Origin of the sequence: Neobacillus sp. PS3-40, from assembly GCF_030915485.1 — a bacterium.
GTDB lineage: Bacteria > Bacillota > Bacilli > Bacillales > Cytobacillaceae > JAUZPL01.
This window is the reverse complement of record NZ_CP133266.1, coordinates 2614390-2640843: the sequence shown is the minus strand read 5'-3', so window position 1 is coordinate 2640843 and position 26454 is coordinate 2614390. Positions and strand designations below refer to the sequence as shown.

The 26454-nt window shown below is 36.9% G+C and carries 16 protein-coding genes, 1 pseudogene and 2 riboswitches; of the genes and pseudogenes, 1 reads left to right on the top strand and 16 read right to left on the bottom strand.

All coding sequences use genetic code 11. The annotated features are described in order from the left end of the window. Positions 1-145 precede the first annotated feature (145 nt). From RCG20_RS12935 to RCG20_RS12875, 13 genes and pseudogenes are all read right to left on the bottom strand, one after another. Positions 146-1258, bottom strand: coding sequence for a serine hydrolase domain-containing protein (locus tag RCG20_RS12935; protein WP_308180539.1), 1113 nt, complete (start codon positions 1256-1258; stop codon positions 146-148). A 659-nt stretch (positions 1259-1917) separates the two neighbouring features. After that, positions 1918-3993 carry a glucose-specific PTS transporter subunit IIBC gene (gene ptsG, locus RCG20_RS12930; protein WP_308180538.1) on the bottom strand — a complete coding sequence of 692 codons (2076 nt, stop codon included), beginning with the start codon at positions 3991-3993 and terminating at the stop codon, positions 1918-1920. Positions 3994-4180: 187 nt separating this feature from the next. Continuing rightward, complete coding sequence (glcT, locus tag RCG20_RS12925) at positions 4181-5023, bottom strand: glucose PTS transporter transcription antiterminator GlcT (protein WP_308180537.1); 843 nt, start codon at positions 5021-5023, stop codon at positions 4181-4183. Positions 5024-5153: 130 nt separating this feature from the next. Next, positions 5154-6479 (bottom strand): NCS2 family permease, encoded by a 1326-nt coding sequence (locus RCG20_RS12920; protein ID WP_308180536.1) that lies wholly within the window; start codon positions 6477-6479, stop codon positions 5154-5156. 124 nt (positions 6480-6603) lie between these two features. Next, positions 6604-6705: riboswitch (purine riboswitch) on the bottom strand. Between the two features lie 109 nt (positions 6706-6814). Further along, positions 6815-8335 (bottom strand): glutamine-hydrolyzing GMP synthase, encoded by a 1521-nt coding sequence (guaA, locus tag RCG20_RS12915; RefSeq protein WP_308184341.1) that lies wholly within the window; start codon positions 8333-8335, stop codon positions 6815-6817. 153 nt (positions 8336-8488) lie between these two features. Next, positions 8489-8590, bottom strand: a riboswitch (purine riboswitch). A 37-nt stretch (positions 8591-8627) separates the two neighbouring features. Then, positions 8628-10814, bottom strand: a complete 2187-nt coding sequence (locus RCG20_RS12910; protein WP_308180535.1) for a transglutaminase-like domain-containing protein — start codon at positions 10812-10814, stop codon at positions 8628-8630. Further along, a complete protein-coding gene (locus RCG20_RS12905; protein ID WP_308180534.1) occupies positions 10811-12016 on the bottom strand; it encodes a DUF58 domain-containing protein in 1206 nt (401 codons plus the stop codon). Before RCG20_RS12905 ends, RCG20_RS12910 begins: the two co-directional genes overlap by 4 nt. Then, complete coding sequence (locus RCG20_RS12900; protein WP_308180533.1) at positions 12017-12973, bottom strand: AAA family ATPase; 957 nt, start codon at positions 12971-12973, stop codon at positions 12017-12019. 278 nt (positions 12974-13251) lie between these two features. After that, a pseudogene (locus RCG20_RS12895) lies at positions 13252-13389 on the bottom strand (spore gernimation protein); the annotation flags it as partial. Positions 13390-13475: 86 nt separating this feature from the next. Beyond that, positions 13476-15164, bottom strand: a complete 1689-nt coding sequence (locus RCG20_RS12890; RefSeq protein WP_308180532.1) for a methyl-accepting chemotaxis protein — start codon at positions 15162-15164, stop codon at positions 13476-13478. 45 nt (positions 15165-15209) lie between these two features. Further along, positions 15210-15926 (bottom strand): EAL domain-containing protein, encoded by a 717-nt coding sequence (locus RCG20_RS12885; RefSeq protein ID WP_308180531.1) that lies wholly within the window; start codon positions 15924-15926, stop codon positions 15210-15212. 735 nt (positions 15927-16661) lie between these two features. Next, positions 16662-18728, bottom strand: a complete 2067-nt coding sequence (locus tag RCG20_RS12880) for a sigma-70 family RNA polymerase sigma factor (RefSeq protein WP_308180530.1) — start codon at positions 18726-18728, stop codon at positions 16662-16664. Between the two features lie 69 nt (positions 18729-18797). Then, positions 18798-19022: a hypothetical protein gene (locus RCG20_RS12875; protein ID WP_308180529.1), complete on the bottom strand. Its 225-nt coding sequence runs from the start codon at positions 19020-19022 to the stop codon at positions 18798-18800. A 669-nt stretch (positions 19023-19691) separates the two neighbouring features. Between RCG20_RS12875 and sigJ the strand changes: the two genes are divergently transcribed. Next, complete coding sequence (gene sigJ / locus RCG20_RS12870; protein WP_308180528.1) at positions 19692-20558, top strand: RNA polymerase sigma factor SigJ; 867 nt, start codon at positions 19692-19694, stop codon at positions 20556-20558. A gap of 428 nt (positions 20559-20986) precedes the next feature. Here sigJ and RCG20_RS12865 read toward each other — a convergent pair whose 3' ends face one another. The 3 genes from RCG20_RS12865 to RCG20_RS12855 form a co-directional block, all read right to left on the bottom strand. Then, complete coding sequence (locus tag RCG20_RS12865) at positions 20987-21466, bottom strand: carboxymuconolactone decarboxylase family protein (protein WP_308180527.1); 480 nt, start codon at positions 21464-21466, stop codon at positions 20987-20989. A 726-nt stretch (positions 21467-22192) separates the two neighbouring features. Beyond that, complete coding sequence (locus RCG20_RS12860) at positions 22193-25225, bottom strand: efflux RND transporter permease subunit (protein WP_308180526.1); 3033 nt, start codon at positions 25223-25225, stop codon at positions 22193-22195. A gap of 737 nt (positions 25226-25962) precedes the next feature. Beyond that, the gene (locus RCG20_RS12855) at positions 25963-26400 is read right to left on the bottom strand and encodes a carboxymuconolactone decarboxylase family protein (RefSeq protein WP_308180525.1); all 438 of its coding nucleotides are present in this window, start codon (positions 26398-26400) and stop codon (positions 25963-25965) included. Between the last annotated feature and the right edge of the window lie 54 nt (positions 26401-26454).

The following is a 26454-nucleotide window of genomic DNA, read 5'->3' as shown; positions in this document are numbered from 1 at the left end:
ATTTCGTCGTTTGTGTGTCAACACTTTTTTTAAAACATTTTCACTACGTTCGTGTTGTTAACTCATCAACGACTGTTCATTTATAATAACACTATCAGCTTTAATACGTCAACACTTTTTGGATATTTATTTTACAGTGATGTTTTTAGAAGTATTTCTGGAAAAACCAAAACCGAGTGTGTAGGCATACAGAAGCCAATTCACGAGAAAATGCCCCTGAATTCCAAGCTCCATTATTGTTAGATAGTATAATAACTGTAATCCTATCTTTTACAAAATCCGTTACTTCTGATTTAAAGCCTGGTAAATTTCCATTATGCTCAATCATTGGTCTATAAAAACTAATATAATTGTTTGCCACTTTCCACCCATAACCATATTCAAATGTATCTAACTGAGTAGTATCAATGTAGCCAGTCTCCATTTTTCCTAACTCTAGAGGCGAAAGAATTTCATAATTATGAAGCGCATTATTATATTTTAACAAATCTCCTACAGTTGAAATTATATCTCCAGCTCCAGCAAGTTGGCTTTCATCATCCTCCATACTATCTTCTTTCATGTTCTCATATCCAACAGCCATTTTCTTCGCTTCTGCCTTTTTTAAATATGTATGGTTCATGCCCGCAATTTTAAAAATGTGGTTCTTGAAATATTCTCCGTAACTTTCCCCCGAAACTCTTTCTATAATGTAAGCAAGAATCATGTAGCCTGTGTTCGAGTATCGGTAATTCGAACCGGGATCAAAGGAGAGATTTTGTTTACTCATTAAATTTATAAAAGTTGACATCGTAATTGGTTTAGTAGTATTTATAATTTTGAAATGATCAGCAACACCTGAACTATGCGTCAATAGATGATGAATAGTAATTTTATCTCCGTTCTGAAACGAAGGAATATATTTCGAAATAGGATCTGTGGTCTTTAACTTCCCAGCTTCCTCAAGTTGAAGTATCGATGTAGCCGTAAATGATTTGGTGAGTGACGCAATCCGAAATTCCGTTTCTAGTTGATTAGGAATCTTTGCGTTCCTATTAGCAAAGCCATACCCCTTTTCAAAAATTACTTTTCCATCTTTCGCAACGAGTACAACTCCATTTAATTGAATATCCTTCGCCTTTTTATCCGAAAACTTTGCAAGCTTTTGCTGAAGATTCCCCTTCAAGTCTGAATGAGCAGTGCTACCAAGGCTTATAATTGACAACGTGACTATTAATAAGAAAATAAGAATCCCTATGAATGATTTTTTAAAAGACATTATGATCCCCCACTTTTTCTATGAAGAAATATCTAGACACATTATATGCTTTATAATAGAAAAAAACCGATCCTTTCATTAACGAGTTCACTTGTGTAGTGCAAAACTGGAAATAACAGGTCAGTCATTTGTTCATTCGCATTTATTGTTCTATTCACAGGAAGACCTTTTTTCTTGTTGCCCAACCAAGTTTGGGTCTTCATTGCCTGGATGAAGGCCTTTTTTCTTGCTACGCAACCGAGTCTAGGCCTTCATTGCCTGGATGAAGGCCCCTTTTCTTGTTGCCCAACCAAATTTGGACCTTCATTACCTTGATGAAGGCCTTTTTTCTTGCTTCTCAACCGAGTTTGGGCCTTCATTACCTGGATGAAGGCCCTTTTCCTTGCTACCCAATCGAGTTTGGGCCTTCATTACCTGGATGAAAGCCCTTTTCCTTGCTACCCAACCGAGTTTGGGCCTTCATTGCCTAGATGAAGGCCCTTTTCCTTGCTACCCAACCGAGTTTTTTCCTTCATATATAAAGTTTAGAAGTTTACACCATAAAAATAAAAATGCACACGAGATTTCAGATATGAAATCTCGTGTGCATTTTTTTGATAATCAATTGTTCCCATCTCTGAAGTAAAGCTGTTACCCTTTCTTCAGGTCGGCTTCATTACTTATTTTGTAATCTTAATAATTCCTTCTTGCTTTAGAGTAACTTGTCCTGATTTTTCAATGACAATCCGCTCGCCTTCTGCTAAGTTCGTGAAGACAATTGGAGTGATCGTTGAAGTAGCATGTTCTTTAATATAGTCTAGATCAACTTTTAATAAGGGTTGGCCTTTTTCAATACGGTCGTTTTCAGAAACTAATGTCTCAAATCCTTGTCCTTTCAAGTTAACCGTATCGATTCCTACGTGGATAAGGATTTCACGACCATTATCAGACAAGATCCCGATTGCATGTTTCGTTGGGAACAGATTTACAATTTTACCGTCCACTGGGGAGACAACCATTCCTTCTGAAGGAACAATCGCAAAACCGTCACCCATCATTTTTCCTGCAAAAACTTGGTCTGGTACTTCGGTAATAGCTTTTATTTCCCCTTTAAGTGGTGAAACAAAAACATCATTGCCTGTACGCTTTGTTTGAAGTGCTTCGGGATTGATCTCTTCTATTTGTTGTTCAACACCTTTTTCTGGTGCTTTTTCAACAAATTTAGGTGCTCTTCCTTCCATTATATCTTTCATTTGTCCCTTGATGGTTTCAGAGCGAGGACCAAAGATTGCTTGGATGTTGTTACCAACTTCAAGAACGCCTGCGGCACCGAGCTTTTTCAATCTATTTTTATCGACATGTTTGATATCATTAACTGAAACACGAAGACGTGTTATACATGCATCCAAATGAGCAATATTTTCATTACCACCCATTGCGTCCAAAATGTTTGCAGCAAGGTCACCACCTTGAACATTACGCGTTGGTGTGGAATCATCATCCTCTTCTTCTAGTTCACGACCCGGTGTTTTAAGATTAAATTTACGAATCGCAAAACGGAAACCGAAGTAGTAAATTAAAGCAAACACAATACCTACCGGGATAACTAACCAAGCATGTGTTTGTGGGTTAATTAAACCAAATAAGATATAGTCAATTAATCCTCCAGAGAAAGTCATACCAATTTTTACATTTAAAAGATGCATCGTCATAAAAGATAGTCCAGCAAAAATTGCGTGGATACCGAACAATACTGGTGCAACGAAAAGGAAAGAGAATTCAATAGGTTCTGTAATACCAGTTAAGAAGGATGTTAAACCTGCAGATAGCATCAAACCACCAACAAACGCCTTCTTTTCAGGTCTTGCTTCATGATAAATAGCTAAAGCTGCAGCAGGAAGACCAAACATCATAAATGGATATTTACCAGTTGTGAATGTTCCTGCAGTTAGATGTTTTACACCATCTTTAATTTGCTCCATGAAGATGTGTTGGTCACCATGAACAAGGACTCCAGCTTTATTCGTGTAGCTTCCAAACTCAAACCAGAAAGGAGCATAGAAGATATGATGTAAGCCAAACGGAATTAGGGACCGTTCAATTACCCCAAAGATAAATGCTGACAATGTTAAGTTAGCATCAACCATATTTGTTGAGAATGAATTTAATCCTGCCTGAATCGGAGGCCAAATGATAATCATAATTAATCCTAAAACAACAGAAACTGCTGCTGTAACGATAGGCACAAAACGTTTACCAGCAAAGAATCCTAGGTATGAAGGCAATTCCATTCTGAAGAACCGATTATACATGGTTGCCGCTAAGATACCTATGATAATACCGCCGAAAACACCAGTTTGTAGTGTTGGAATTCCTAAAACTGATGCATAGCTTTGAGGATGCTTCGCTAAACTATCAGGAGTAATTCCAAGAGCTGTTCCCATTGTCGCATTCATAATCAAGAATCCAACAATCGCAGCAAGTCCTGCAACGCCTTCTCCTCCAGCTAAACCGATGGCTACCCCAACTGCAAATAGTAAGGCAAGGTTACCAAAGATTACACTACCTGCTTGTTCCATGATCTTTGCAACTATTGCAACTCCATGGTTATCTAAGAACGGCGCTAAATTTAATAATGTCGGATTTTGAAGGGCATTACCAACTGCTAACAAGATACCTGCAGCAGGCAAGATAGCAACTGGAAGCATTAGAGCTTTACCGACTTTTTGCAAGACGCCGAAAGCATTTTTAAACATACGAAAACCTCCTACAATTTATGGCTCATTAAGCGTTTACATTCTTGAAAAAAGACAACAAAAAAGGCATGAATAAAAGGTTAACAAAATGATGTTTTCGGACATAGATTGCCCTTTAAACCTCATTTTCATTAAACCTTTTTACTCATGCCTGATCGAATCAGTAACACGTAAAAATTAATGATATCTATTTTATTTTCTTTTGAAGTCGTTGTAGATGCATTGTTAAATAAACTGCTTCTGCATCGAATACCTTTTTTTTCAAGGACTGTTGCATCACTTTAATGAGCTTCCATGAGAGATTATAGCATAAAGGATATTCTTCTTTCAAGAGGGAAGAAATTTTTTCAGGTTCTTCAACTTTTTCACCTTTGATAACCCTTTCAATTGTAAAACGCAAATGCCGAACAAGCCTCATATAATCGATGCTCTCTTTGTCTATTTGCATTTCCAGCTGTTCTTCGCTCATTTCTACAAGCCTGCTTACTAACTGGGAATGTTGATTCACATCTGATAGGTTTTTATTCGTTACTGAGCTATGAATATGCAATGCTATAAATCCAACCTCACCCACAGGTAGTAATACCCCTATTTTCTCTTGAATCAACTTTACAACTTCTGTCGCAATCTCATATTCATGCTGATAAAGAGCTTTTGTTTCAATCAAAAAAGGATTTTTTATTTCCATCCCTTTCGAAACGCGAGAAATAGCAAACATTAAATGATCAGTTAACGCCACATGAATATGCTCATTTAATGATGAATGGACTCGATGCTTAATTAGGTCTATTGCTGAAATAATTACATCATGCAAGTCATTCGCAATAAAAGGGAGAAGCTTTATATAGTTCTCTTGTTCCTTTTCATTTCTTAATACAAAAAGTTTTTCTATATTATCTGTATCAATAAGATCTCCGCTTTTCCGATTGAACCCAATACCCTTACCAATGATAACCACCTCTTCGTATGAAGGGTGTTCAGCGATCAGTACGTTGTTATTAAGGACTTTTCCAATCCGCAATTCAGCCATTACTTCCCCTCTCTTCGGCAACATACCTTTAGTATGTTCATGTTATAAAAGCAACAGCAGGAAGTCAACGACAAAATCCGACAATTATCCTTAAAAAAAGGAACCGTATTCCACGGTTCCTTTCGCGACACTATCTTAAGATGAAATAAAGTATGAAGATTACAAAGAAGAAATACATGATTGGGTTAACTTCTTTGATTCTTCCTTTTACGATCATTGTAATTGGGTAGAAAATGAAACCTACAGCAATACCAGTTGCAATGCTATAAGATAAAGGCATGGCGATCATCGTTAAGAATGCTGGAACAGCAATTTCAAAGCGGGTCCAATCAATTTTGCCCAATGAAGAGACCATTAACACTCCAACAATAATTAAAGCTGGTGCTGTTACAGATGATGTTATGACAGCCAATAACGGGAAGAAGAAAAGCGATAATATGAAAAGTCCCGCTGTTACTAACGATGCAAAACCTGTTTTTGCACCAGATGCAACACCCGCTGATGATTCAATATAAGAAGTTGTTGTTGATGTTCCTAAGATTGACCCGACAATAGTAGCGATCGAATCTGACAATAAAGCCCTACCTGCGTTCGGCAGTTTGTTATCCTTCATTAGTCCCGCTTGATTTGCAACAGCAACAAGTGTGCCCGCATTATCAAAGAAGTCCACAAATAAGAAAGTTAGGATAATTCCAACCATACTCGTTGACCAGAATGAACTATCACCGAATGATGAAAATACTGCACCAAATGTTGGCTTTAAGCTCGGTACTGCAGAAACAAGATGATGTGGTACTGCGATTAAGTTGAAAATCATTCCGACAATCGAGGTAAGGATCATTCCAAAAAATACTGCCCCTTTAATTCCTCTTGTCATCATGATGACTGTAACAACAATACCAAAGATTGCAAGTAATGTTGGTCCTTTCGTTAAATCACCTAACCCTACAAGCGTAGCATCGTTATTCACAATAATTCCAGATTCTTGTAGACCAATAAAAGTAATAAATAATCCAATACCAGCACCAACTGCATGTTTTAAATCAACCGGTATTGCATTAATGATTTTTTCACGAAGCCCAGTAAGCGTTAATAAGAAGAAGAATACACCCGAAATGAACACAGCTCCTAGAGCATGTTGCCACGGAATTTTACTACCTAAAACAACCGTATAAGCAAAGAAAGCGTTCAATCCCATACCTGGTGCTAAGGCGAGAGGATATTTTCCTAAAAGCCCCATAACAATAGAACCGACTGCAGCTGCAAGTGCTGTCGCTACAAATACAGCTCCGTAATCCATTCTCATTGAATCCGGTAATCCTTTTATGCTTGCAAGAGTCAAAGTAAGTGGATTGACTGCTAAAATATACGCCATCGCCAAAAATGTTGTTAATCCACCTAAAGATTCTTGGCGGTAATTCGTTCCCAGTTCCGCAAACCGAAAATAGTTTTTCATTTCTATTTCTTCCCCCTACTAAATCTTTATTTAATATAATTACCAAAAAACGCTCCGATATCCACCGGAGCGCTGACAAAAGGCATATGTAATAATGGAGAATAGACTAAATATAGTCCAGTCCTCAATTAAGCACTTGCCTCGTAGTCAAGCCATTTACGGTAGCTCGGTAGAAACTCTTGGGCCTTATTCCCAATATTATACGACACAATATAATGATTAATTAGTACTTCCCCATATTATCAGCCACATAAAAATCTGTCAATATAAAATCCGAACAATTTTTGATTCAAATGAGTATTTGTTCGGATTTAATACCAAAACCTTCCTTCACCCTACTCCCACTCAATCGTTGCAGGTGGCTTGCTCGTAATATCATAAACAACTCGATTTACATGTGCAACCTCATTTACTATTCTTGTTGAGATCACTTCTAGCACATCCCATGGGATTCTTGCCCAATCAGATGTCATTCCGTCAATTGAGGTAACAGCCCTGATTCCGATTGTATAATCATACGTTCTAGCATCACCCATTACCCCAACACTTCGGATATCAGGCAAAACTGTGAAATATTGCCAAATATCACGATCTAAACCAGCATTTTTAATTTCTTCACGCAAGATCCAATCTGAATCCCTTACAATCTCTAATTTCTCATCAGAAATAGCTCCAAGAACACGAATTCCGAGACCTGGACCTGGGAAAGGTTGGCGCCATACAATATCATCAGGAATCCCGAGCTCTGTACCAAGTGCTCTAACTTCATCTTTAAACAATGTGTTTAAAGGCTCAATCAATGAAAATTGCATATCCTCTGGTAATCCACCAACATTATGGTGAGATTTAATTGTTTGTGCCGTTGCCGTTCCACTTTCAATGATATCGGTATAAAGTGTCCCTTGTGCTAAAAACTCAATACCTTCAAGTTTTGTGGCCTCATCGTCAAACACATATATAAATTCATTTCCAATAATTTTTCGCTTTTTCTCAGGGTCAGAAACACCTTCAAGTTTCGATAAAAAGCGTTCCTTAGCATCGACCTTAATGATATTCATATTGAAGTCGTCTGCAAATGTCTTCATTACGCTTTCTGCTTCATTTTTACGAAGCAAGCCGTGGTCAACAAAGATACATGTTAACTGATCACCAATCGCCTTATGGATTAAAACAGCTACAACGGATGAATCTACACCACCACTTAGCGCACAAAGAACCTTCTTATTGCCGACCTTTTGCCGAATCTTCTCCATTTCAACTTCGATAAAGTTTTCCATTGACCAGTCACCTTTACACTGGCAAACGTTGAAAACAAAATTTTTCAAAAGATCATTTCCGTAAACGGAATGACGAACCTCTGGATGGAACTGTACTGCATAAAAATTCCGCTCCTCATTGCTCATGGCAGCAATCGGACAGGATGGATTTGTGCCATCAACGGTAAATCCCTGCGGAGCTTCTACAACAAGATCACCATGGCTCATCCACACGATTTGTTCATTAGGTAATTCATGGAAGAGCTTTGATTGATTTTGAACTGTTAAAACAGCTTTTCCATATTCACGCTGTGTAGCCTTTTCCACTTTCCCGCCAAAATTGATGGTCATCAATTGCATTCCATAGCAGATCCCTAAGATTGGAAGACCCATTTCGAAAATATTTTCATCACAACGGAAGGAATTTTCATCGTATACACTATTAGGTCCTCCGGATAAAATAATTCCAGTAGGATTTAATTTCTTGATTTCTTCGGCTGTAATGGTATGTGGATGAAGCTCACTATAAACACCAAATTCACGAATTCGGCGTGTAATTAACTGATTATACTGGCTCCCAAAATCTAAAACAACGATCATTTCTTGTTTATCCGTCAAAGTATCCACCTCTTCAAATTTTCATTGTGGTTAGTTTTTACTGCAATTTAAAAAATAAAACAAAAAAAAGAAAACTAGAATTCCCCTCTTAACATAAATCAAGAAGGCAGAATTCTAGTTTTCTTACTAATTACAAAAAGAAATTTCTGCCTTCATAGTCAGATCATTTAAGGTAATCCGGTAGAGACTCTCGAACCATATTATCGAGGATATACGAAGGTAAACGAACTATATTGAATTTACATCATATTGTAACAATAGGTTGTTTTTCTGGTCAAGCTATTGTTTTCTTAATTAAATTTTCCCATAATTCTCGCACTTCTATCCAGCTTCCATTTTCCGCACAATCCTTATAAAGAAATTGCTCATAGCGAGCAGTCAGGAGCGTCATCTTCCTGGTAGAAAAGAAGCTATCAATATAAAGAGCATAATTACGAAGCGTTTGGTCTTCCTTACGTTTTAGTCCGTATCTTTCTAACTGCTTCAGCAATACCAAGTAGGCATATCCAAAATTTTCATCATTTTTCTTGTATCGATAGTAAAGTAACAAATAATAAGGAAACCATCTCCCGCGTTTCCGATACAACAGGGCAGTTACAAATCCCATTATGACTAATCCTACTAAGACCCATTTCCATTTATTTATCCAAAATAACTTTATGTTTGACCACATTATTTTTACATCAAAAGATTTCTTCGTTTCTGTAGTCTGATTATCATCTTGTAATGGTTTTTGTGGTTTTTTTATTTGGTTCGGCGTAGTGGTTGGGCTTTTACTAGGTGGAGTATTACTCACTGAGTAACTAATTTCTACATCATTTGTAAAGCCCTTTGTCGGTTCAAATGGTACCCAGCCTTGATTTGGTAAATATACCTCCACCCATGAATGTGCATTGTTATTGGTGATTTGATAAAGTTGCTTCGACATATCCCCTTTGCTGGTTCCGATAAACTCCCCACCATTAAATCCCTTTACCCAACGCGTAGGAATCCCGAGAGTTCTAAGCATAACCGCCATGGAACTGGAAAAATTATCACAATAACCTCGCTTTGTTTCAAATAAAAATTGATCTACATAATCATCATTTGTTCCTGGGACAGCAACATTTTTTTGTTCATAGGAAAAATCATTACTGTCAAAGTAACTCTCGATTGCCTTTGCTTTATCAAACCAATTATTTTTTCCTGCTGTGATATTTTCCGCCAATTCTTTGATTCTCAAAGGTAACTTTACAGGTAATCTAGTATATCTGTTGATAAATTCCTGGCTCATTTTCACACGATCTGCATCCGTTGATTTTACTAAATCAGCTTCCTTATATTTAGGAACGTCATAGGTTATTTGATATGAATCTAGAGGAAGCGGATTATGATCCTTGTCAAAGGTATAAATTTTTTCCGTGTTCGTATTGATATCAAAAGTTTCCCCATTAAAAGAACTAGGGATAATTCTTTGAATACCTGCTGGGTAAATAAGATAATTTTTATCAATTTTTAAAAACAAGGTTGCTTCCTTCATTGTTTTATCGACATTTTCAGGTATCCCAAATACCGGAATAAGTTCTAATCCTTTAAAGGGGATATTTGTTGAACCGGAAGCCATCCAACCCTTTCCGGTATATATATCCTTTGTTTCTACCTTCCAGTAATTCTTCCCTTTTTCAACAACCTTAAAAACAAGACTCTTATCTTTTATAAAAGGTCCACCTAAGTGCGAATCATCCTCACCATAACCAACTTTGCTTACAGACCCTTGACGACTTGTTCCTCCCTTATTACTTGTAGATTTAAAAAACGGAACTGGATCCGGCCAAATCGGGGCTGCCTTTGGTGCGGTAAATCCAATAATCACACTTAAGGAAATTATAATGCTCAGTGGAATCATCCATTTCCGTGTAAAGGAATGTTCCTTTTTCATATCTCCTTTTGTAAAGAACCTGTAAAAGGTCAGCATCCCCATTACGGCAAATCCACAAATTACAGTTCGCACAATTGCTACTTTTGCATTGTAAGGTGTAAATGCATCTAATACAGTAATATAGAGTACCGTGGCAAAGAAAAAGATAAAAATCCGCTGACGGTTCAATAGCCAGTATTGGATTAGATAAACCATCATCCAAAGCAGGATAAAAAACAAGATGGTTCTAAATTCATTTGATAAATTGTCCCAATTTCGGCTAAAAAGAAACCCTATATCGTCTTTTAGATTCCTCCACCAATCATGAAGGCTACTATTCTTATAAAAGAGATTCAAAGTAAACAAAATAAACAAGATTTTTAAAATAGATTGGAAGATCCACCGGATGCGAAAGAAAGAGGTGAGAAAACAGAATAGCAAAAATAGGATAAAGACTTCAATATGATCCGTATCTGTTAATTGCTCGATAGGCCTTAGCCATTCCCATAGCAGGATGAAACCAAACATATAGAGTAAAAACGTGGAAAGGTCTCTTTTTATCATCGCAAATTCACCTCTGAAAAGGCTGCAGCATAATGACCTTCGTGGACAAGAACGACTCTAACCCCACGACCGGTTGCCATCGCTTTAAGCGTTAACTCCGCTTGTTTCGATGACTCTCTCTCCCCTTTTATAAGAAAAATAGTCACAGCTCCTTTTCTCTGTCCAAGAAAGCTTGCTCTCTCGATGAGTTCTTTCGTTAACTGTGCCGTCACAAGCATAAATGAAACGGTTTGCTCACTAAATTGATCAACTTCTAAGACTTTGTCAAAGCTAGCACTACTTTTCGGTTGAACTTTTGCCAAATGATAGAACAACCGCTGTAGCTGTTGTTCCCCACCTCTGATAGGAAAAGATACCCTCTCTTTGCTGATTGACAATAGACCTATTTGTGCCCCTTTTTTTAAAACGGCACGGAGTAATGATGCCGTAAATGAGACAATCGATTCAAAATGCGAGTCAGGGGCACAATCCATGACAACAAACACATCATGTGATTGCCTTTGCTCAAACTCCTTCGTCATAATATCATTCCGCTTGGCAGTTGCTTTCCAGTTAATCCAAGAGAAGCGATCTCCAGGTTGGTACTCCCTCACCCCAATAGCCATTGAGGTATCCCTTTGAACTCTTTCCCTTGAAGCAGTCATTCCCTGATCGTAATGATTTTCAACTAGGCGGTAGAGGATTTCAAAATAACTTGGATATACAATAATCTTCTCTACATTATCAAATGTTTTTTCTTTTTCTATTAACCCGATTGGATCACCTATTCGTAATTTGAATCCTTGAAAAAAGTGTTCACCCCGCGGTAGCTCATTAATAGTATATTCACTAGAAAACTCCTTTTTAAAACCTGGAAACAAGAGCATTCTTTGCTTGGGGAGATACTTCATGGTGTCACCCATTTGGTCTTCAATAACTAAATAAAAGAGAGGGAATGGGAATTTCCTACGGATCGTAATCATTACATTTAATGCCTCTCCTGCTGTGTAATCTACTTTTTTGAGATGTCTTTCTACTTCGATCTCGTTTAATGGATAAAAGGAAATAGCTACAGAATAGAGGGCAAACGGCATAAAACTATAAAATAAGAACCAACTAACGAAGCCACCCTGAAACATAGCATAGGAAAAAGTACTAATAATCAATAAAGGCAACACAAGGAACTTCCAGAAATTTTTAAAGACTAACCAAAGTTTCTTCATTTACTTCACAAGCCTCTGTATAGGTACAGGAACTCTTGCTACCACCCATTTAACTACGTCTTCGGCAGAAATCCCTTCAAACTTTGCTTCGGATTTTAAGATAATTCTGTGGGCTAAAACGAAAGGGGCCAAATACTGGATATCGTCAGGAAGGACAAAGTCACGGCCATACATATAGGCATAGCTCTGAGCAGCCTTCATCAACGAAATTGAGCCACGCGGACTTGCCCCAAGGTAAACATTCCCATGCCCTCTTGTTCGATGGACGAGATCAACAATATAGTGTTTAATCGTATCATCTACAAAGACCTCTTTAATTTCCCTTTGTAAAATACGCAACTCCTCAAGATCGATCACTGGTTGTAATTCTTCTATTGGCGGGACCTTCTGTGCTCTGTTCAATACCTCTATTTCTTCATTCATATCCGGGTAGCCCATGGTCATTTTCAATAAAAATCGGTCAAGTTGCGCCTCCGGAAGTGGGTAGGTACCTTCATATTCAATTGGATTTTGCGTCGCCATTATAAAAAAGGGCTTTTGAAGCTGATGCGTCACCCCATCAATAGTCACACTCGCTTCTTCCATTCCCTCTAATAGAGCCGACTGCGTCTTCGGAGAAGTCCGATTGATTTCATCCGCAAGTATAATATTGCCCATCAACGGGCCAGGACGAAATTGAAATTCCATTTCCTTTGGATTATAAATAGACACGCCCGTCACATCTGATGGTAAAAGATCCGGAGTAAACTGAATTCGGCGGAAACTGGCATTAACTGACTTGGCAAGAGCACGTACCATCATCGTTTTCCCAACCCCAGGTACATCTTCAAGCAATACATGGCCATTGGAAAGTAGCGCCACAAGACTAAGCTCAGCAACATTTCGTTTACCGATCATAACTTTTTCAATATTTAATAGGATTTTTTCAATAGTAGGATTCATTTGATCGTTGGACATTTTTACCTCCTTGGTTGTTGAAACACCAAATTTTGGAACAGTTCTTTATATATTCTCTTTCAATGGCAAAAAAACCTGTGAGAGAAGGGGAAATTAATTTGAATTTTTTAAAATTGGAATTTTCCTCTCAATAAAACGGGGTGCCAAAAGTCTATGAAAAAAATATCGAAGAAAAGTCCTACTATTACTTTAGTCGACTTATTTAAAAGCCTCGCTATTTTACAAATAAATAGACCTTCCAAAGTACAATGATCGAGGGTCTATCTAATGCTTTCCTATTAAATTTTCTTTATATTAAAATTATCCTCTAGCAACACCCAATTTTGCGGATATGGATAGCCTAATACCCAATAACTTACTCCACGCAAACGATAATCTTTTATTGTATCAAATTTTACTTGGGCACTCCGTGCAACGTTGTAAAGTATAATTTTTGTTTGTAATATATAAAGGAGGAACCGGACAAAATGAAAAAGGGACTACAAATACTGTAGCCCATTGATTAGATCGTAAACTTTGCAATAACTCCTTGTAAATCTTGAGCAAGCGTACTTAATGATTCAGATGATGCCGTAATCTCTTCTATCGAAGCCAATTGTTCCTGTGAAGAAGCGGCAACATTTTGTGATCTTTCAGATGTTTCTTTTGCAATTGATGACAATTGTTCAACAGAGGCGGCAACTTGCTGTGTATTTGCTGAAATTTGTTCAGAAGTGGCAGATACCTCTTGTATTTGTCCATTTACTTGTGAGACGGCCTTTGAGATTTGTCCAAAAATCTCACCGGTTTCAGTAATGAAGGTTTTTCCAAGTGCCACTTCTTTTGAACTTTCAACAATACCTTGATTTACATTCTCCGTATCTATTTGAATATGTTTAATCAGTTCAACAATCTGACCGGCAGAAGAGCGAGATTGATCGGCTAATTTTCTTACCTCATCCGCTACCACGGCAAAGCCTTTCCCGTGCTCTCCTGCTCTCGCTGCTTCGATGGCTGCGTTTAAAGCAAGCAAATTCGTTTGTTCTGTAATACCAGTAATGACCTCAATTATTTTCCCAATTTCAAAAGAGCGTTCTTTTAATTGTTCAATTTCATTCATCATATTTTTTGTTTCATTTTCAATTGTGTTCATTTGATGAATTGCCTTATTTATTGATTCGTTTCCCTGATCGGAAAGAATACTAGCTTCATGGGCCGAATCCTTAACAGTGGAAGCCGATTCTGCAATTCTCTGGGTGCCAATGGCAACTTCCTCCATAGCAGTTGCACTTTCCTTCGAATTTGTCACCTGTACTTCTGCCCCACTCGCTACTTCTTGGATAGCGGATGAAATTTGCTCAGACGTTTGAGTTGTCTGTTCCGTTGTGGCAAAAAGTTCTTCGGATGCAGCTGTGACTTGTTCCGCGCTTACATTGATTTGGGTAAGAACTTCTCGAAGATTCCCGGCCATCTCATTAAAAGAATGGGCTAAATCGCCAATTTCGTCTTTCGATTTTACTTGAATTTTATCTTGAGTTAAGTCCCCAGAAGCAATTTTTTCCGCTGTAATGGCGATTCTTTTGATTGGATTCGATATATTACGTCCAATAAAAAATGAAATGACTCCACCTACAAGTAAGGATAATATGCTTAATAACATTAGCTTTAATTGAAGATCTTTTACTCTTGTAAGTGTGCTGTTTCGGACTGTAGCCATATCTCCATTTTGAATTTTAATCATTTCACCCGCTTTATTTTGAAAACCAAGAACAAGAGGAGGACCATCTGTCGATATGGTACTTAAATAACTAGGATTGTTATCCTTTTTAAGGGTGATCGTCCCTTCGGCTACTTGAATATATTGATTACTATATTGTTCTAATTCCTTAAGTATTTTTTCTTCAGATTTTTGAGTAATCAAAGTCGTTAGTTTTTTACTTACCTTCTCATATTGAATTTTAGATTTTTGATAGTCAGATAATGATTTCTCATTTCCCATGAGTAGATACCCACGATTGGCTAGTTGGATTTCTTTTGATGACTCGATTAGTTCATGCATGAGATTAACCTTTTGTGCCTGATTGTTGAGTAGGTTTTCATAGGTATGGTTAATCGAGTTGATTTCGTAATAGGCAAACGCCATCATCGAAAGTAAAATGATTAAAACGGAACCAAATCCTAAAAACATTTTTCTTGCCACTGTCAATTTCACTTTTTCTCCTCCTAATTGAAAGATTTGTTCGTACACCATAGGTCGTTATATAGCCATTGGCTTTGGTTCATCTAAAAGGAACCCTTGACAGATGGGAATTCCTAATAGTTTTGCCGTTGCCAAGTCATCGTTATTTTCAATTCCCTCAATCACTACTTTAATAGTGAACTTTTGAGCATAATGAAGAAGGGACGTAATCATTTCCTGTTTTAATAAAGATTTTGAAAGATTGATAGAAAAGTAATGGTCCAGTTTTATATAATGTGGCTCAAGTTCAATGATCATATTCAGAGAAGACCATCCTTTTCCAACATCATCAATAGCAATAAAGAATCCTAGACTTTTTAAAAAGATAACCATTTCTTTTAAAAGGGGAATACTCTCCACTCTTTCGGTTTCAATGATTTCAAACACAATCCTATTTTTCACTCTGGGAAAATGATTCAAGACTTTAATTATAAAACCGGGGAATTTACAATCCAGTAAAGTGGAAGGATAAATGTTTATAAACAAGCGTTCTTTTTGAATTCTTTCTTGTGAAAAGAAGGATGCTAACAATTTAAAAATTGACTTTGTTTCTAATTCGTAAAGTCTCTTTACCTTCTTTGCTTCCCCGAAGATATCTTCTGGATTTCCTTTTTTTGATCGAAGTAAGATTTCATCTCCTATCTTTGACCTGTCATCTGTGCAATATAATCCTTGTGAATAGTGAAAGAAATCCCCTGTCTCTATTAACCTATGAATGTCTGCTACCGATGCCAATTTTATCGATACCTCTTTCTTTTACGACCTAATTTTTTCGTTATTTTCAAATGACTAAAATAAGCATCATTAAAAACTTAAACACAGTGTAATATTTTACCACTATAAAAATGGTGAATAAAGGATTTTCCTCACACCATGTGGTTTTTTTGTAAAAATTTGTTTTTTGTTCACTTGATTACCTTACGCATACATGAGTTTATACAAAAATTGTCCACTTCTTTTGTAATACGAAATCCTTTGTGGCTCAAGGAGTTAAGGTCTCCATACAGAATATGTAGTTACGGAGAAGATAAGTTAAAAACAGAAAAAGGACCACGAAAATCGTAGTCCTAAACTCACGTATCAAACCAACTTCAAACCATATTTTTGGACCATTAGACCACCTGTTCATCAGGCGGATTGATAAATAGTCCAGAAGGCGATTGTTAAAACATGTTCTGCCTAGGGCAATAATCCAGATTCTTCACACCAATCCATAGTTGAACAAGTAAAGCAATGCTTTTAGGCATCGCTTTTTGTAAAAACAACAAAAATTTATTATTAAGTGCTACCCACTCCGTATGTCCAGAGTGTTGTGGACTAGGGCTTTGGGTTCCCATAAGCCCAGGACGTACGGGGGGCAGGTTCCTTGTCCGTAAATTTAATTGGACTGACCTGTCCTTTTGTCATTTAACTTATATAATGAACTGAAATATTTATCATGTTTGCTAAAGTACATCTATTCTTCACATGTTACTTCAACGAAATCTTCACAACGTCATCCAAATATTTTGTTGTATTATATCCATAAATCTCCAGCCTTTTAGGAATCACTTTTTCTCCCGTGTTGTTACTATGTAGTTCCATGCTTAGAACTGTAAAGAAAGAACGGGGTTGCTCGATTTCTTCATATGAGATCGGTTTTTTATTCATATCGTATTCAATCCCGTTTTTATCAACGAGCTTATCTTTAGAATTCATATTCACTGAAATAGAATCATTTTCACCCTCATTCACAATATTTATTTGAAGGTACTCATATTCGCGATTCTTGGTTTCATGATTACTTATGACAACCTTGGCTGGCTGTCCATTTTCCACCTTGTCGATGGAGATAGTACTGCCTGCATATTCAAAGGTTTGAGGATATTTCTTTGAAGCATCCAGTGCGATGGTTTTTGGGTCTTCAATCGATAAAGAAGCAGATTTGAATCTTACTTTAACCTCTTTTGGCTTTTCTCCAATAAAAGGGTCAAAGCGTGCTTGAAGAGTATTCCAATTCCCGATTTGCTGTGAATTAAAAAAAGATCTACCATACCTATCAACTTTTACTTTTTTATTGTTCACTTCTAAATTGTCAAAATTAAGATCTCCTATCTGCTTTTTTGGCTGTTCATTATTAATACTATATTGCAGAATCGTCGCTGTTGGGGCAATAGTTAGTTTATCAAATCGAACCGGGATCCCCTCGATTTCTGTTTTTTCATGCAATGTATATTCGATCGAAGGCTGTTTTGTTACGGGGATCTCGAAATTCCACTCCCCTGTTTTAGCTTCAATATCCCCAAACGTACTAGCACCATTTAGACCAGAAGAATTATGAAACAATTTCTGAAGATTTGTAATCTTTAGTTTGATTGTCCCGTTATCCATTGAGAGTGGCAGCAGACTAATCTTCCCATGATATATATTCTTTTCTTCGTTATTTACATCCGATTCAAGGTCAGGAGGATAATAGCTTGGAGGTGTTTCATGCCTCATGATTTCATTTTCGTTTTCCACCAAAGCCCCAATATCATTATTCAACATGTATTGATTTTTTCCATTTGTATCTTCTATTTCATAAAAAACAAGCGTCTGAATATCATCAGCAATCGCACTCTTGATCTTAATCTTCACCCCTCCGCTTTCCGCTTCCAGGTTCAGTCTCTCACCGAGACCCTGTTGGAGAAAGGCACGTAATTCCTGATCCTCTTCTGTCCATGTATAGTAAAGGTTAGTAAACGCCCCCGTAAAAAAACCTATACCCATTACTAATGTGAAAATACTCGCAAAAACAAGTCCCATTCTGATACGTTTCTTGTTCTTTTGTTGTCTGTGTTTTTTCTTTTCTGCCAGCCTATCTTTGACGTTCTCCATGAAACCAGATGGCACATGGAAATCCTCCATCCTTTCAGTAAGCTTTAACCTGACATCCTGAAAGGTTGCCAAATCCTCCTGACAGGCTTGACAATGGTAAATATGTACCTCAAAATCAATCTTTTTCGACCGATCTAGGGTCCTTTCTAAGTAATCGATGTAATCCTTATGATATTCCTTACAGCCATTAAAGGTTTCTCTGTACCCTATTTCTTTTCTAAGTGACTGGATTCCGGAAAACAAATACTCTTTCATCTTTTCCACTGAAATTTGGAGGAGATTTGCAGTTTCCTCCTTAGAGATTCCTTTTATATATGTAAGGACCAACACTTCTTTCTCAACCTTTTTCAACTGATCAAGTGCATTAAATAGATTCTTATGTTGTTCACTTTCCTCTGAAGCTTGTAAACTACGATCGTCAGAAAGCTCCCGGCAGGTATGTATGAAAATGGAAGTAACCCACGTTTCGAATGATGTTTCACCTTTAAATCGCGGCAATTCCTTATGTACTTTTAGAATGGACTGATAAAAAAGCTCTTCCAAATGCTTTTGATTCCTAAGATAGGACCAGCCAAGTATATAAAACAATTGTTTATGTTGATCGAACCAATCAACAATAGATTCCACGCCTTTTTCTCTTATTGTAGTGATAGAAAGATGATCTATTTTTGCTGAGATCATAAATGTGTTCCCCCCCTTTAAAGTCAATTTAGCTATGCATAGAAAATTGCTAAAATACGACCCAGCCTCTTATTTTCTTTTCATTTCAAACCCTATTTTCTTCCATTCTGATACTATTTCAATCATAACAAAGACAGAGCTCACCATTAGGATAGAACCAACTATCAAAGAATTCACTCGATGCGTGGTTTGAAAAAAGACTTTGTAAATTCCCAATGGTAAGCACAGAACCAACCCTACTGTTTTCCGTAAAAAGTCCGAGTCTCTTTTTAGAAACGTCTTAATTTTCCCCATCGTATTCCCCTTTTTTCAGATTAACCTGAAACAATTCTTTCTCGAACACTATTTTAATCAAACGTTATACTAGCGATTCTTTTTTATAAAAATAAATGATCCCCAAGGCTCAATGGTACATATTTACATCATATATATTATAACAATATTGCTAAAAAATGGTACAAAAACACAAAGAAAGATTATCTCCCCCCGTGTAAAAAATGAATACTTATAGATTCTGTGTGTAATTTTATAAAGCTTAAAGAAAACTTGGCTAGCGCCAAGCCTTAGCGCCGGCGATTGCCTAGTTGCCCGTATGCGATTTAAGTGTTGATTAATAATAAAACGTTCGGAACATCCTTTAATGCATTAGCTAAGTTAAACTTTCTTATTAGCTAAAAAAGACTGCCTACCTTTTTAGAGAAACAGCCCATCAATTACAAAACAATTCTAGCTACGACATATTCTCATTTTTAATGAGAATCTTACATCATGCCGACATTGTGGATTCTCTTATCTTCATTTTTAAGGCATACATATTTGGAATGTAGTCGGAAATATTATGTATGTTATGAACTAATTAAAGAAAAAATACTATACTATGTCACAATATTGCTCCTCAACTCGTTTAATAGGTAGCCCATGCTACAAATTAGTGAATTGTAGAAAGAGAATGGAAGTGAAAATATGCAAGAAATGTACGAAAAATATAAAAGGTTGCTGTTTAAACTCGCCTACCAACTGACAGGATCGGTTTCTGATGCAGAAGATGCTGTCCAAGACGTTTTTTTAAAATTATATGATGTACCACCAGAAAAATTGGGGGAACCTAAAGCTTATCTTTGTAAAATGGTAACCAATCGATGTCGGGATTTACAAAAAACAGCTCGTAAGAAGCGTGAACAATATTTTGGAGAATGGCTTCCAGAACCCCTTTTTAATACAGATGATGATTCGATGGAATCATCGGTCGTTCGTGACGATTTATTGTCATATGGGATGCTTGTGTTGCTTGAAAAGCTGACACCATCGGAACGTGTCGTTTTTGTCCTTCGTGAAGCACTATCTTTTGAATATCATGAGATAGCAAAACTCATAGAAAAAAGCGAAGTGAATTGCCGTAAATTGCTCAGCCGTGCGAGTGCAAAATTGGGGATTAGTTCTGATGAGGAAGTTCATTCTGATGAGGCCACTCAAGAGATGGTTCATGATTTTATAGTAGCACTCAAACATGGGAACCTGGATCAAATCGTATCTATGCTTGATCAAAATGTTGTACTGGTTTCAGATGGTGGAGGAAAAGTATCGGCCGTTGTTGATCCGATTGAAACTAGAAATAATGTTGCAGAGTTTCTGTTTGGTCCTGTACGCCAAGCATCAATGGTTGAAGGAATTTCACAAATTGAAATCAGTCAAATTAACGGACAACCTGCCCTTATTCTTCGTTCAAATGAAGGCATCCACACGGTTGGAATGCTTCATATAGAGAATAATTTGATTCGAAATATATATTTAATCCGCAACCCTGACAAACTGAAACACGTTGGAGTATGAACAAAAAAAAAGCGATAAGCGGTTACAGTGTGAGCAATCCACTAGTAAAAATTAACTTTCATAGCATTTGGGCACTACTTAAAATGAGTCCCGTAAGATGTTTACTGTAGCAGATAACCATCTTGCGGGCTTTTTTGTCTATATCAAATCCAAAGGATATAAATGATGGTAATAAATAAGCATAAACTATATCGTACCTTTACATTGAGTAAGGACAGGAATTATCGCTATATCAAACAAAGAACCCTTTGCAGGGTCCTTTGAAATACTATTAGTGCTATTCTATCCTTGCTACTGAGTCTGGGATTGACTTTTTAGTCTCATTATTGCTGCGAAAGTTTTAGCCAATCTTCAAAACACATTGATGTGATATGTGCATTGTTATAAGCATGTGTTAAAGCACGCTCATATTGTACTTTTGTAGCTATTTATTTCAGTCCTGCTTTTGTTAATCCATACGCTGCGTCTGCTGAACCTGGTTCCGTTTTGAATGCTACGTTAATGCGGTTCCAAGCATTAATTGTCATAACTGAGAATGTAAGATCTGATAATTCTTTTTCTGAAAACTGACCATGAACACGGTCATAAATGTCATTAGATACACCATGCTCAGGCATCTTTGTCAAAACCTCTGTCCATTCTAGTGCCGCACGCTCACGTGGATTAAATAGTGTTGATTCCCGCCAAATTGTAGTGTGATAAAGACGAAGCTCTCTCTCGCCATGGATTTTAGCTTCTTTAACGTGCATATCTAAGCAAAAGCCACATCCATTCATTTGTGAAGCTCTGATGTGAACTAAATTACGGATTGATTCTTCAATTGAACTTTCCTTTTCTGCATTGCTAAGTTCCATTATTTTATTGAAAAATTCTGGAGATTCTTTCATGTAATTTATCCGTTGTGTCATTTTTGTTGTACCTCTCTCTTCTTATTTTTGATTTTTATACTATAAATACATACTTAAGACAAATATCCAGTACAGCGTAAGAGATGAATTTGTTCTGATCTTTCATTTTAAAGTTGTTTTGTTATCACTCCATTCGTTAATCACACTCAAATATATAACGACATTATGATTCTTTTTGTGACATTCTCGACACAGCCTCGAATCATTTGATTGCAACTCACGGTGTTCCACCGAAAATTGGGCTTCAACTGTTTCCGTTTATCGCTCGAATATATAACGATACTGTAATTCATTTTGTGACATCCTCTAGATAGGTGCCTAACCCTCGGTGCATTAAAACATTACCTCATCGGGGTCAGGCGCTAGTTTTACATTCGGTTGTACAATTTGTTTGTTGGCAAAAAAGAGAGTCTGTAAGATGTATGTTAATCTATTTATTAAAAGGTTAAACCTAATTTTCATCAATTTTTTTGCATGATTTTTAGGTAAAACCCTTTATCTTAAAGTGATTGATCGAGATTTAATCGAACGTTTGATTAAAATCGATTAAATAGGAATTTTGTTGAAAATGGAGATATTGATGGAGATCCTGAAACATCATTTCAGACTCTGAGGTTCATAAATAAAAAAATAGAAAACCCGATATCCTTTCTCAGGAGGATTCGGGTTTTCTAACGGACAATATAATAGATAACCTAAATCTACAAGTTATCATCCACCAAACGATTAGGACACTTCTTCAGAAGTTATTTTTTCCCCTCTTCGCCTTTGTTTTTTTGATTTTTTGAAATAAAGCAACTCATAGAAAACGGGTATAATCACCAATGTCAACATGGTTGCAACAGTGAGGCCGCCAATAACCACGACCGCAAGGCCTTTTGAAACAAGGGATCCTGTTTCTGGATCTCCAAATAAAATGGGAATCATGGCACAGATTGTAGCAACTGCCGTCATTAAGATTGGCCTGATCCTTGTTGCTGCCCCTTCAATAATAGCTTCTCTTATAATCATATGTTCTTCATTTTGTTTTACCTTGTCAATCAAGACAATGGCGTTGGTAACGACAATTCCAATGAGCATTAACGCTCCGAACAGTGCAGTTGGGTCAATCGGTACACGCGTAATTAACAATCCTAAAATAGCTCCAATAGAAGCAAGCGGCAACGTCATTAAGATGGCAATTGGCGTCCTTAAGTTTTTAAAGGTAATGACCATAATTAAGTACACAAGGCCAATAGATGCCAGCATAGTTAAGCCTAAGTCAGCAAAATCACTTGATTGTTGGGCTGTAGCCCCACCTGTAACAAGCTTAACACCTTTAGGCAGTTTAAGATCTTTTGTAGTGTTCTTCAATTTGTCTGATACAACCGAAAGTTTGTCAGAATCAACTAATGCACTGACCCTCAAGTATTGATCACCATCTTTATGAAGAACCGTGCTGGATTGTTCACTTTTTTCAATTGTTGCAATGTTACTCAGAGAAACAACACCTGTTTCTGTCATAATCTTGCTGTTTTGTAAATCTGCTTTTGATGTTGGATTAAATCCTGCATCTAGGTACACAGTAGTATCTTTCTTATTTAAATTAACCGTTCCAATTGGCGTTGGATTCATTAATGCATGCAGTTGTGTTGCTACTTGCTGGGTATTTGCTGCATTTGAATTCACTTTTATCGTATAGACAGGTTTCGTTTCTTCCTGGTTGCTTGTAACCTTGTTTACCCCTTTAATTCCCTTAATACTATTCATTACTTTTTGTGATGCCGTAATGAGATCCTCAGGCTTTTTGCCAACAAGATCTAGGGTGATTTCAGAACCTGACGAAGATCCCATCATAGAACCTGCTGAAACAGAAAGATCTGCTTCTGAAAACTCATTTTTCAGTTTTTTAACATTTTTAATAAATTTGTCGGCATCGGCGCCTTCTTTCATAATAACCGTATATTTTGCTTCAGTTGGGTTGCTGACCTGACCCCATGACGCTTGATCTGGATTCGTTCCAGCTTGAGTAATGATATATTTATAGCCATTAAAGTCTTGAAGTTTCTTTTCAAAATCAATCGCCTTTTTATTTACCGTATCAAGTGGAGTTTGGCTTGGGAATGCTAAATTAACCATAACATTTTGTGCATTTTTGGCATCTATAGCTCCCTTTGGCATAGCAAAGTAGAGACCAATAGATCCTGCAAAAAAGATAATAGCAAGTAAAATCGGTACAAATTTATGGTTCAGCGACCATCTAAGCACCTTCATATAACGTACCGGTTTTTTATGTGCAGGAAGTTTTGCTGCCTTTAACATCCCATAGCTCATTAATGGGACAACTGTAAGTGCCACAACGAGTGACGCAAGCAATGAATACGTAATCGTTAACGCAAATGGGTAAATAAAACTCCTAAGAGAACCTTGAATTAATCCCATTGGCAAGAAAACTGCTACCGTCGTAAGTGTTGAGGAAGTAATAGCCGTTGCAACTTCTTTAACTGCTTCTAAAATTGTTTCTTTATTAAACTTGCTTTCTTGTGTTTTTCTAAAAATATTCTCAATCACTACAATACTATCATCCACTAAACGCCCGACTGCTACAGCAACCCCGCCTAGTGTTAAAATATTTAAAGTGATGCCTGACTTCCATAATAGAAATAGGGTGATGCCTAAAGAAAGTGGAATGGAGATGATCGTAATAATGGTTGACCTAACGTTTCGCAGGAATAATACAATCACGATAGTTGCGAAAAGAGCCCCCATTAAAACTTCTCTCATCATACTGGTAACAGAATGTTGAACCATATCAGAGGTTGCAAAAATCACTTCGGCCTTTGCACCTGTAACCTCTTTTGAGACTTTTTTTGCCTCATTGTAAATCTCTTTACCTACTGTTACTGCACTAGCATTATCTCCTTTTGTGATATCAATAACTAGCGCTTCTTTCCCATTTATACGAGTAATACTTTCCTGATTCGATTCGGATTTTACCGTAGCAATATCGCCTAGTTTGACTTTTGGTGCATTAGGTACTGGTAAAGGAATAGTAAGATTTTTTAATGCATCTACACTATCGATAGTACCTAAAACCTTCAGGTTGGACATTTTACCCTCAATCGGTTTTTCACCTATAGATACAGTCAAGTTTTGTCCTTGAAGTATACCCATTACAGATTGAAGAGGAATATGATATGCCGCCATTTTAGCATTATCTAGTTGGATCACCACTTTTGGATTTGTTTTCCCATATAAAGTAGCGCTGCCAACACCATCTAAGGCTTTAAATTTAGGTGCAATTTCCTTTTCAGCCTTTTCCATATTCGCCTTCGTTAATCCATTACTAAATGTTAATGAAACTTCAGCAATAGGAATTTGATTTGTATTTAATTGAACAACGTTAGGTTTTTGCACCCCATTAGGCAAAGTTATTTTACTTAAATCATCTTCAACTTCAGTTTTTGCTTCCTTCATATTTGTCTTTGAACCAAAGGAAATGTTAATTTGCGAGTAACCATCACCAGTGGTTGAATATATATTGGTTTTTCCTTTGACAGATGCTATTGCATTTTCAATTGGTGTAGTGACTTCATCCACCATTGTTTTCGAATCATATCCTTGTCCAAGTGTCACCACTGTAACTTGCGGATTATCAGCTTCTGGCAAGAACTCCATTGGAAGCGTAAAGTAGCTTACAACTCCCATCACCAACGATAAAATAACAACGACTGTTATAGCCGCTTTGTTTTTAAACGCCCATTTTGTAAGTAAAGACATTTAGCGCCAACCTCCTTATTTTCTCCCTCTAAATATATAGTTTTTCCATCCACAATCAAACACAGACCTTTATTATACATGGATTTTGTAAAGGAAAAAGTACTTTTTTGTAAGTATTAGAGAAAAGAGTCATTTTTTTACTTTTATTTTTAAATAAATTCAATACACATCCCCCTTGTCGCATTTTTTATCGCCTTCTTTACTATCTGTTCTAACGAAGTTCCACCATTAAAATTACAAGTTCTGATGCTTTTCTGTAACAGCCTCTGGCACGAACCTTTCCTAAGTCTCTGGTCTTAGATACCAAAAAACCACCTCCTGAATGAAAGGAAGAGGCTTTTTATTACTATATTTACATGATAGCTTCACAAAACGGGTAAGAAATAGCTGTACTATTTCTCTGATATGATGTAAAAATCACATCTTGCCACCCGTTATTTCAAGGAATAGAGTACTCTGATGATCCTAAGTCAGCTAAGTTAATGGTTTCCGCTTATTATGAAAGATCAGCAAGCGAATGAACCTGTTGCAGCAACGAAAAAAGTTCGTATTCCTCAGACCAGAGGTTTACCGCTCACTACCTTCAGATTCCACGCCACCAAGGACACAGCTAACCATTAGTTCTACCTTCATGTTTCGAGACTCTCACCCTATAGATTTGACCATACCTGGCGCACTAAAAGGCTGTCGAAGTGTTTTTCGACAGCCAGAGCTGCCATTAGCAGCCTATCTTCATTTTATTTTGCAGATTTCCCCATTGAAATAGAAATTCTATTCCATGAGTTGATTTGATTAATACACAACACTAAGTTAACGTATTCTTCATCAGTAAAGTATTTACTTACTTCTTCATAAACAGAAGTTGGAACTCGCTTTTCTGATATTAATGTAATGTGTTCAGCTAGTAATAATGCTGCTTTTTCTTCATCAGAATAGAATTCGCAATCCCCCCATGCACTTAAACAATTAATCCGTTGGTCCGTTTCACCTGATTTCTTTGCATCAGAAGAGTGCATGTTGAGACAAAAAGCACAACCGTTAATTTGTGAAACTCTTATTTTGATTAGTTCTTTAAGGCTACTTGGTAAAGCAACATTATTTATATGTTTCTCCATATCCACCATTATTTTTAGGCCCTCTGGAGTGATATTATAATAATCGATTTCCTTTTTCATTTTTAATTCCTTCCTTCTTTAAGATATCTTGTATTATTCACAAACTTATTATAC

Bases quoted from the DNA above. Each gene is read 5' to 3' on its own strand.
- RCG20_RS12905 (WP_308180534.1), bottom strand. From the start codon at position 12,016: ATGAAGAAACTTTGGTTAGTCTTTAAAAATTTCTGGAAGTTCCTTGTG.
- glcT (WP_308180537.1), bottom strand. From the start codon at position 5,023: ATGGCTGAATTGCGGATTGGAAAAGTCCTTAATAACAACGTACTGATC.
- RCG20_RS12855 (WP_308180525.1), bottom strand. From the start codon at position 26,400: ATGAAAAAGGAAATCGATTATTATAATATCACTCCAGAGGGCCTAAAA.
- RCG20_RS12860 (WP_308180526.1), bottom strand. From the start codon at position 25,225: ATGTCTTTACTTACAAAATGGGCGTTTAAAAACAAAGCGGCTATAACA.
- RCG20_RS12935 (WP_308180539.1), bottom strand. From the start codon at position 1,258: ATGTCTTTTAAAAAATCATTCATAGGGATTCTTATTTTCTTATTAATA.
- RCG20_RS12900 (WP_308180533.1), bottom strand. From the start codon at position 12,973: ATGTCCAACGATCAAATGAATCCTACTATTGAAAAAATCCTATTAAAT.
- RCG20_RS12875 (WP_308180529.1), bottom strand. From the start codon at position 19,022: ATGGGGAAAATTAAGACGTTTCTAAAAAGAGACTCGGACTTTTTACGG.
- RCG20_RS12865 (WP_308180527.1), bottom strand. From the start codon at position 21,466: ATGACACAACGGATAAATTACATGAAAGAATCTCCAGAATTTTTCAAT.
- RCG20_RS12880 (WP_308180530.1), bottom strand. From the start codon at position 18,728: ATGATCTCAGCAAAAATAGATCATCTTTCTATCACTACAATAAGAGAA.
- RCG20_RS12910 (WP_308180535.1), bottom strand. From the start codon at position 10,814: ATGATAAAAAGAGACCTTTCCACGTTTTTACTCTATATGTTTGGTTTC.
- guaA (WP_308184341.1), bottom strand. From the start codon at position 8,335: ATGATCGTTGTTTTAGATTTTGGGAGCCAGTATAATCAGTTAATTACA.
- sigJ (WP_308180528.1), top strand. From the start codon at position 19,692: ATGCAAGAAATGTACGAAAAATATAAAAGGTTGCTGTTTAAACTCGCC.
- RCG20_RS12920 (WP_308180536.1), bottom strand. From the start codon at position 6,479: ATGAAAAACTATTTTCGGTTTGCGGAACTGGGAACGAATTACCGCCAA.
- ptsG (WP_308180538.1), bottom strand. From the start codon at position 3,993: ATGTTTAAAAATGCTTTCGGCGTCTTGCAAAAAGTCGGTAAAGCTCTA.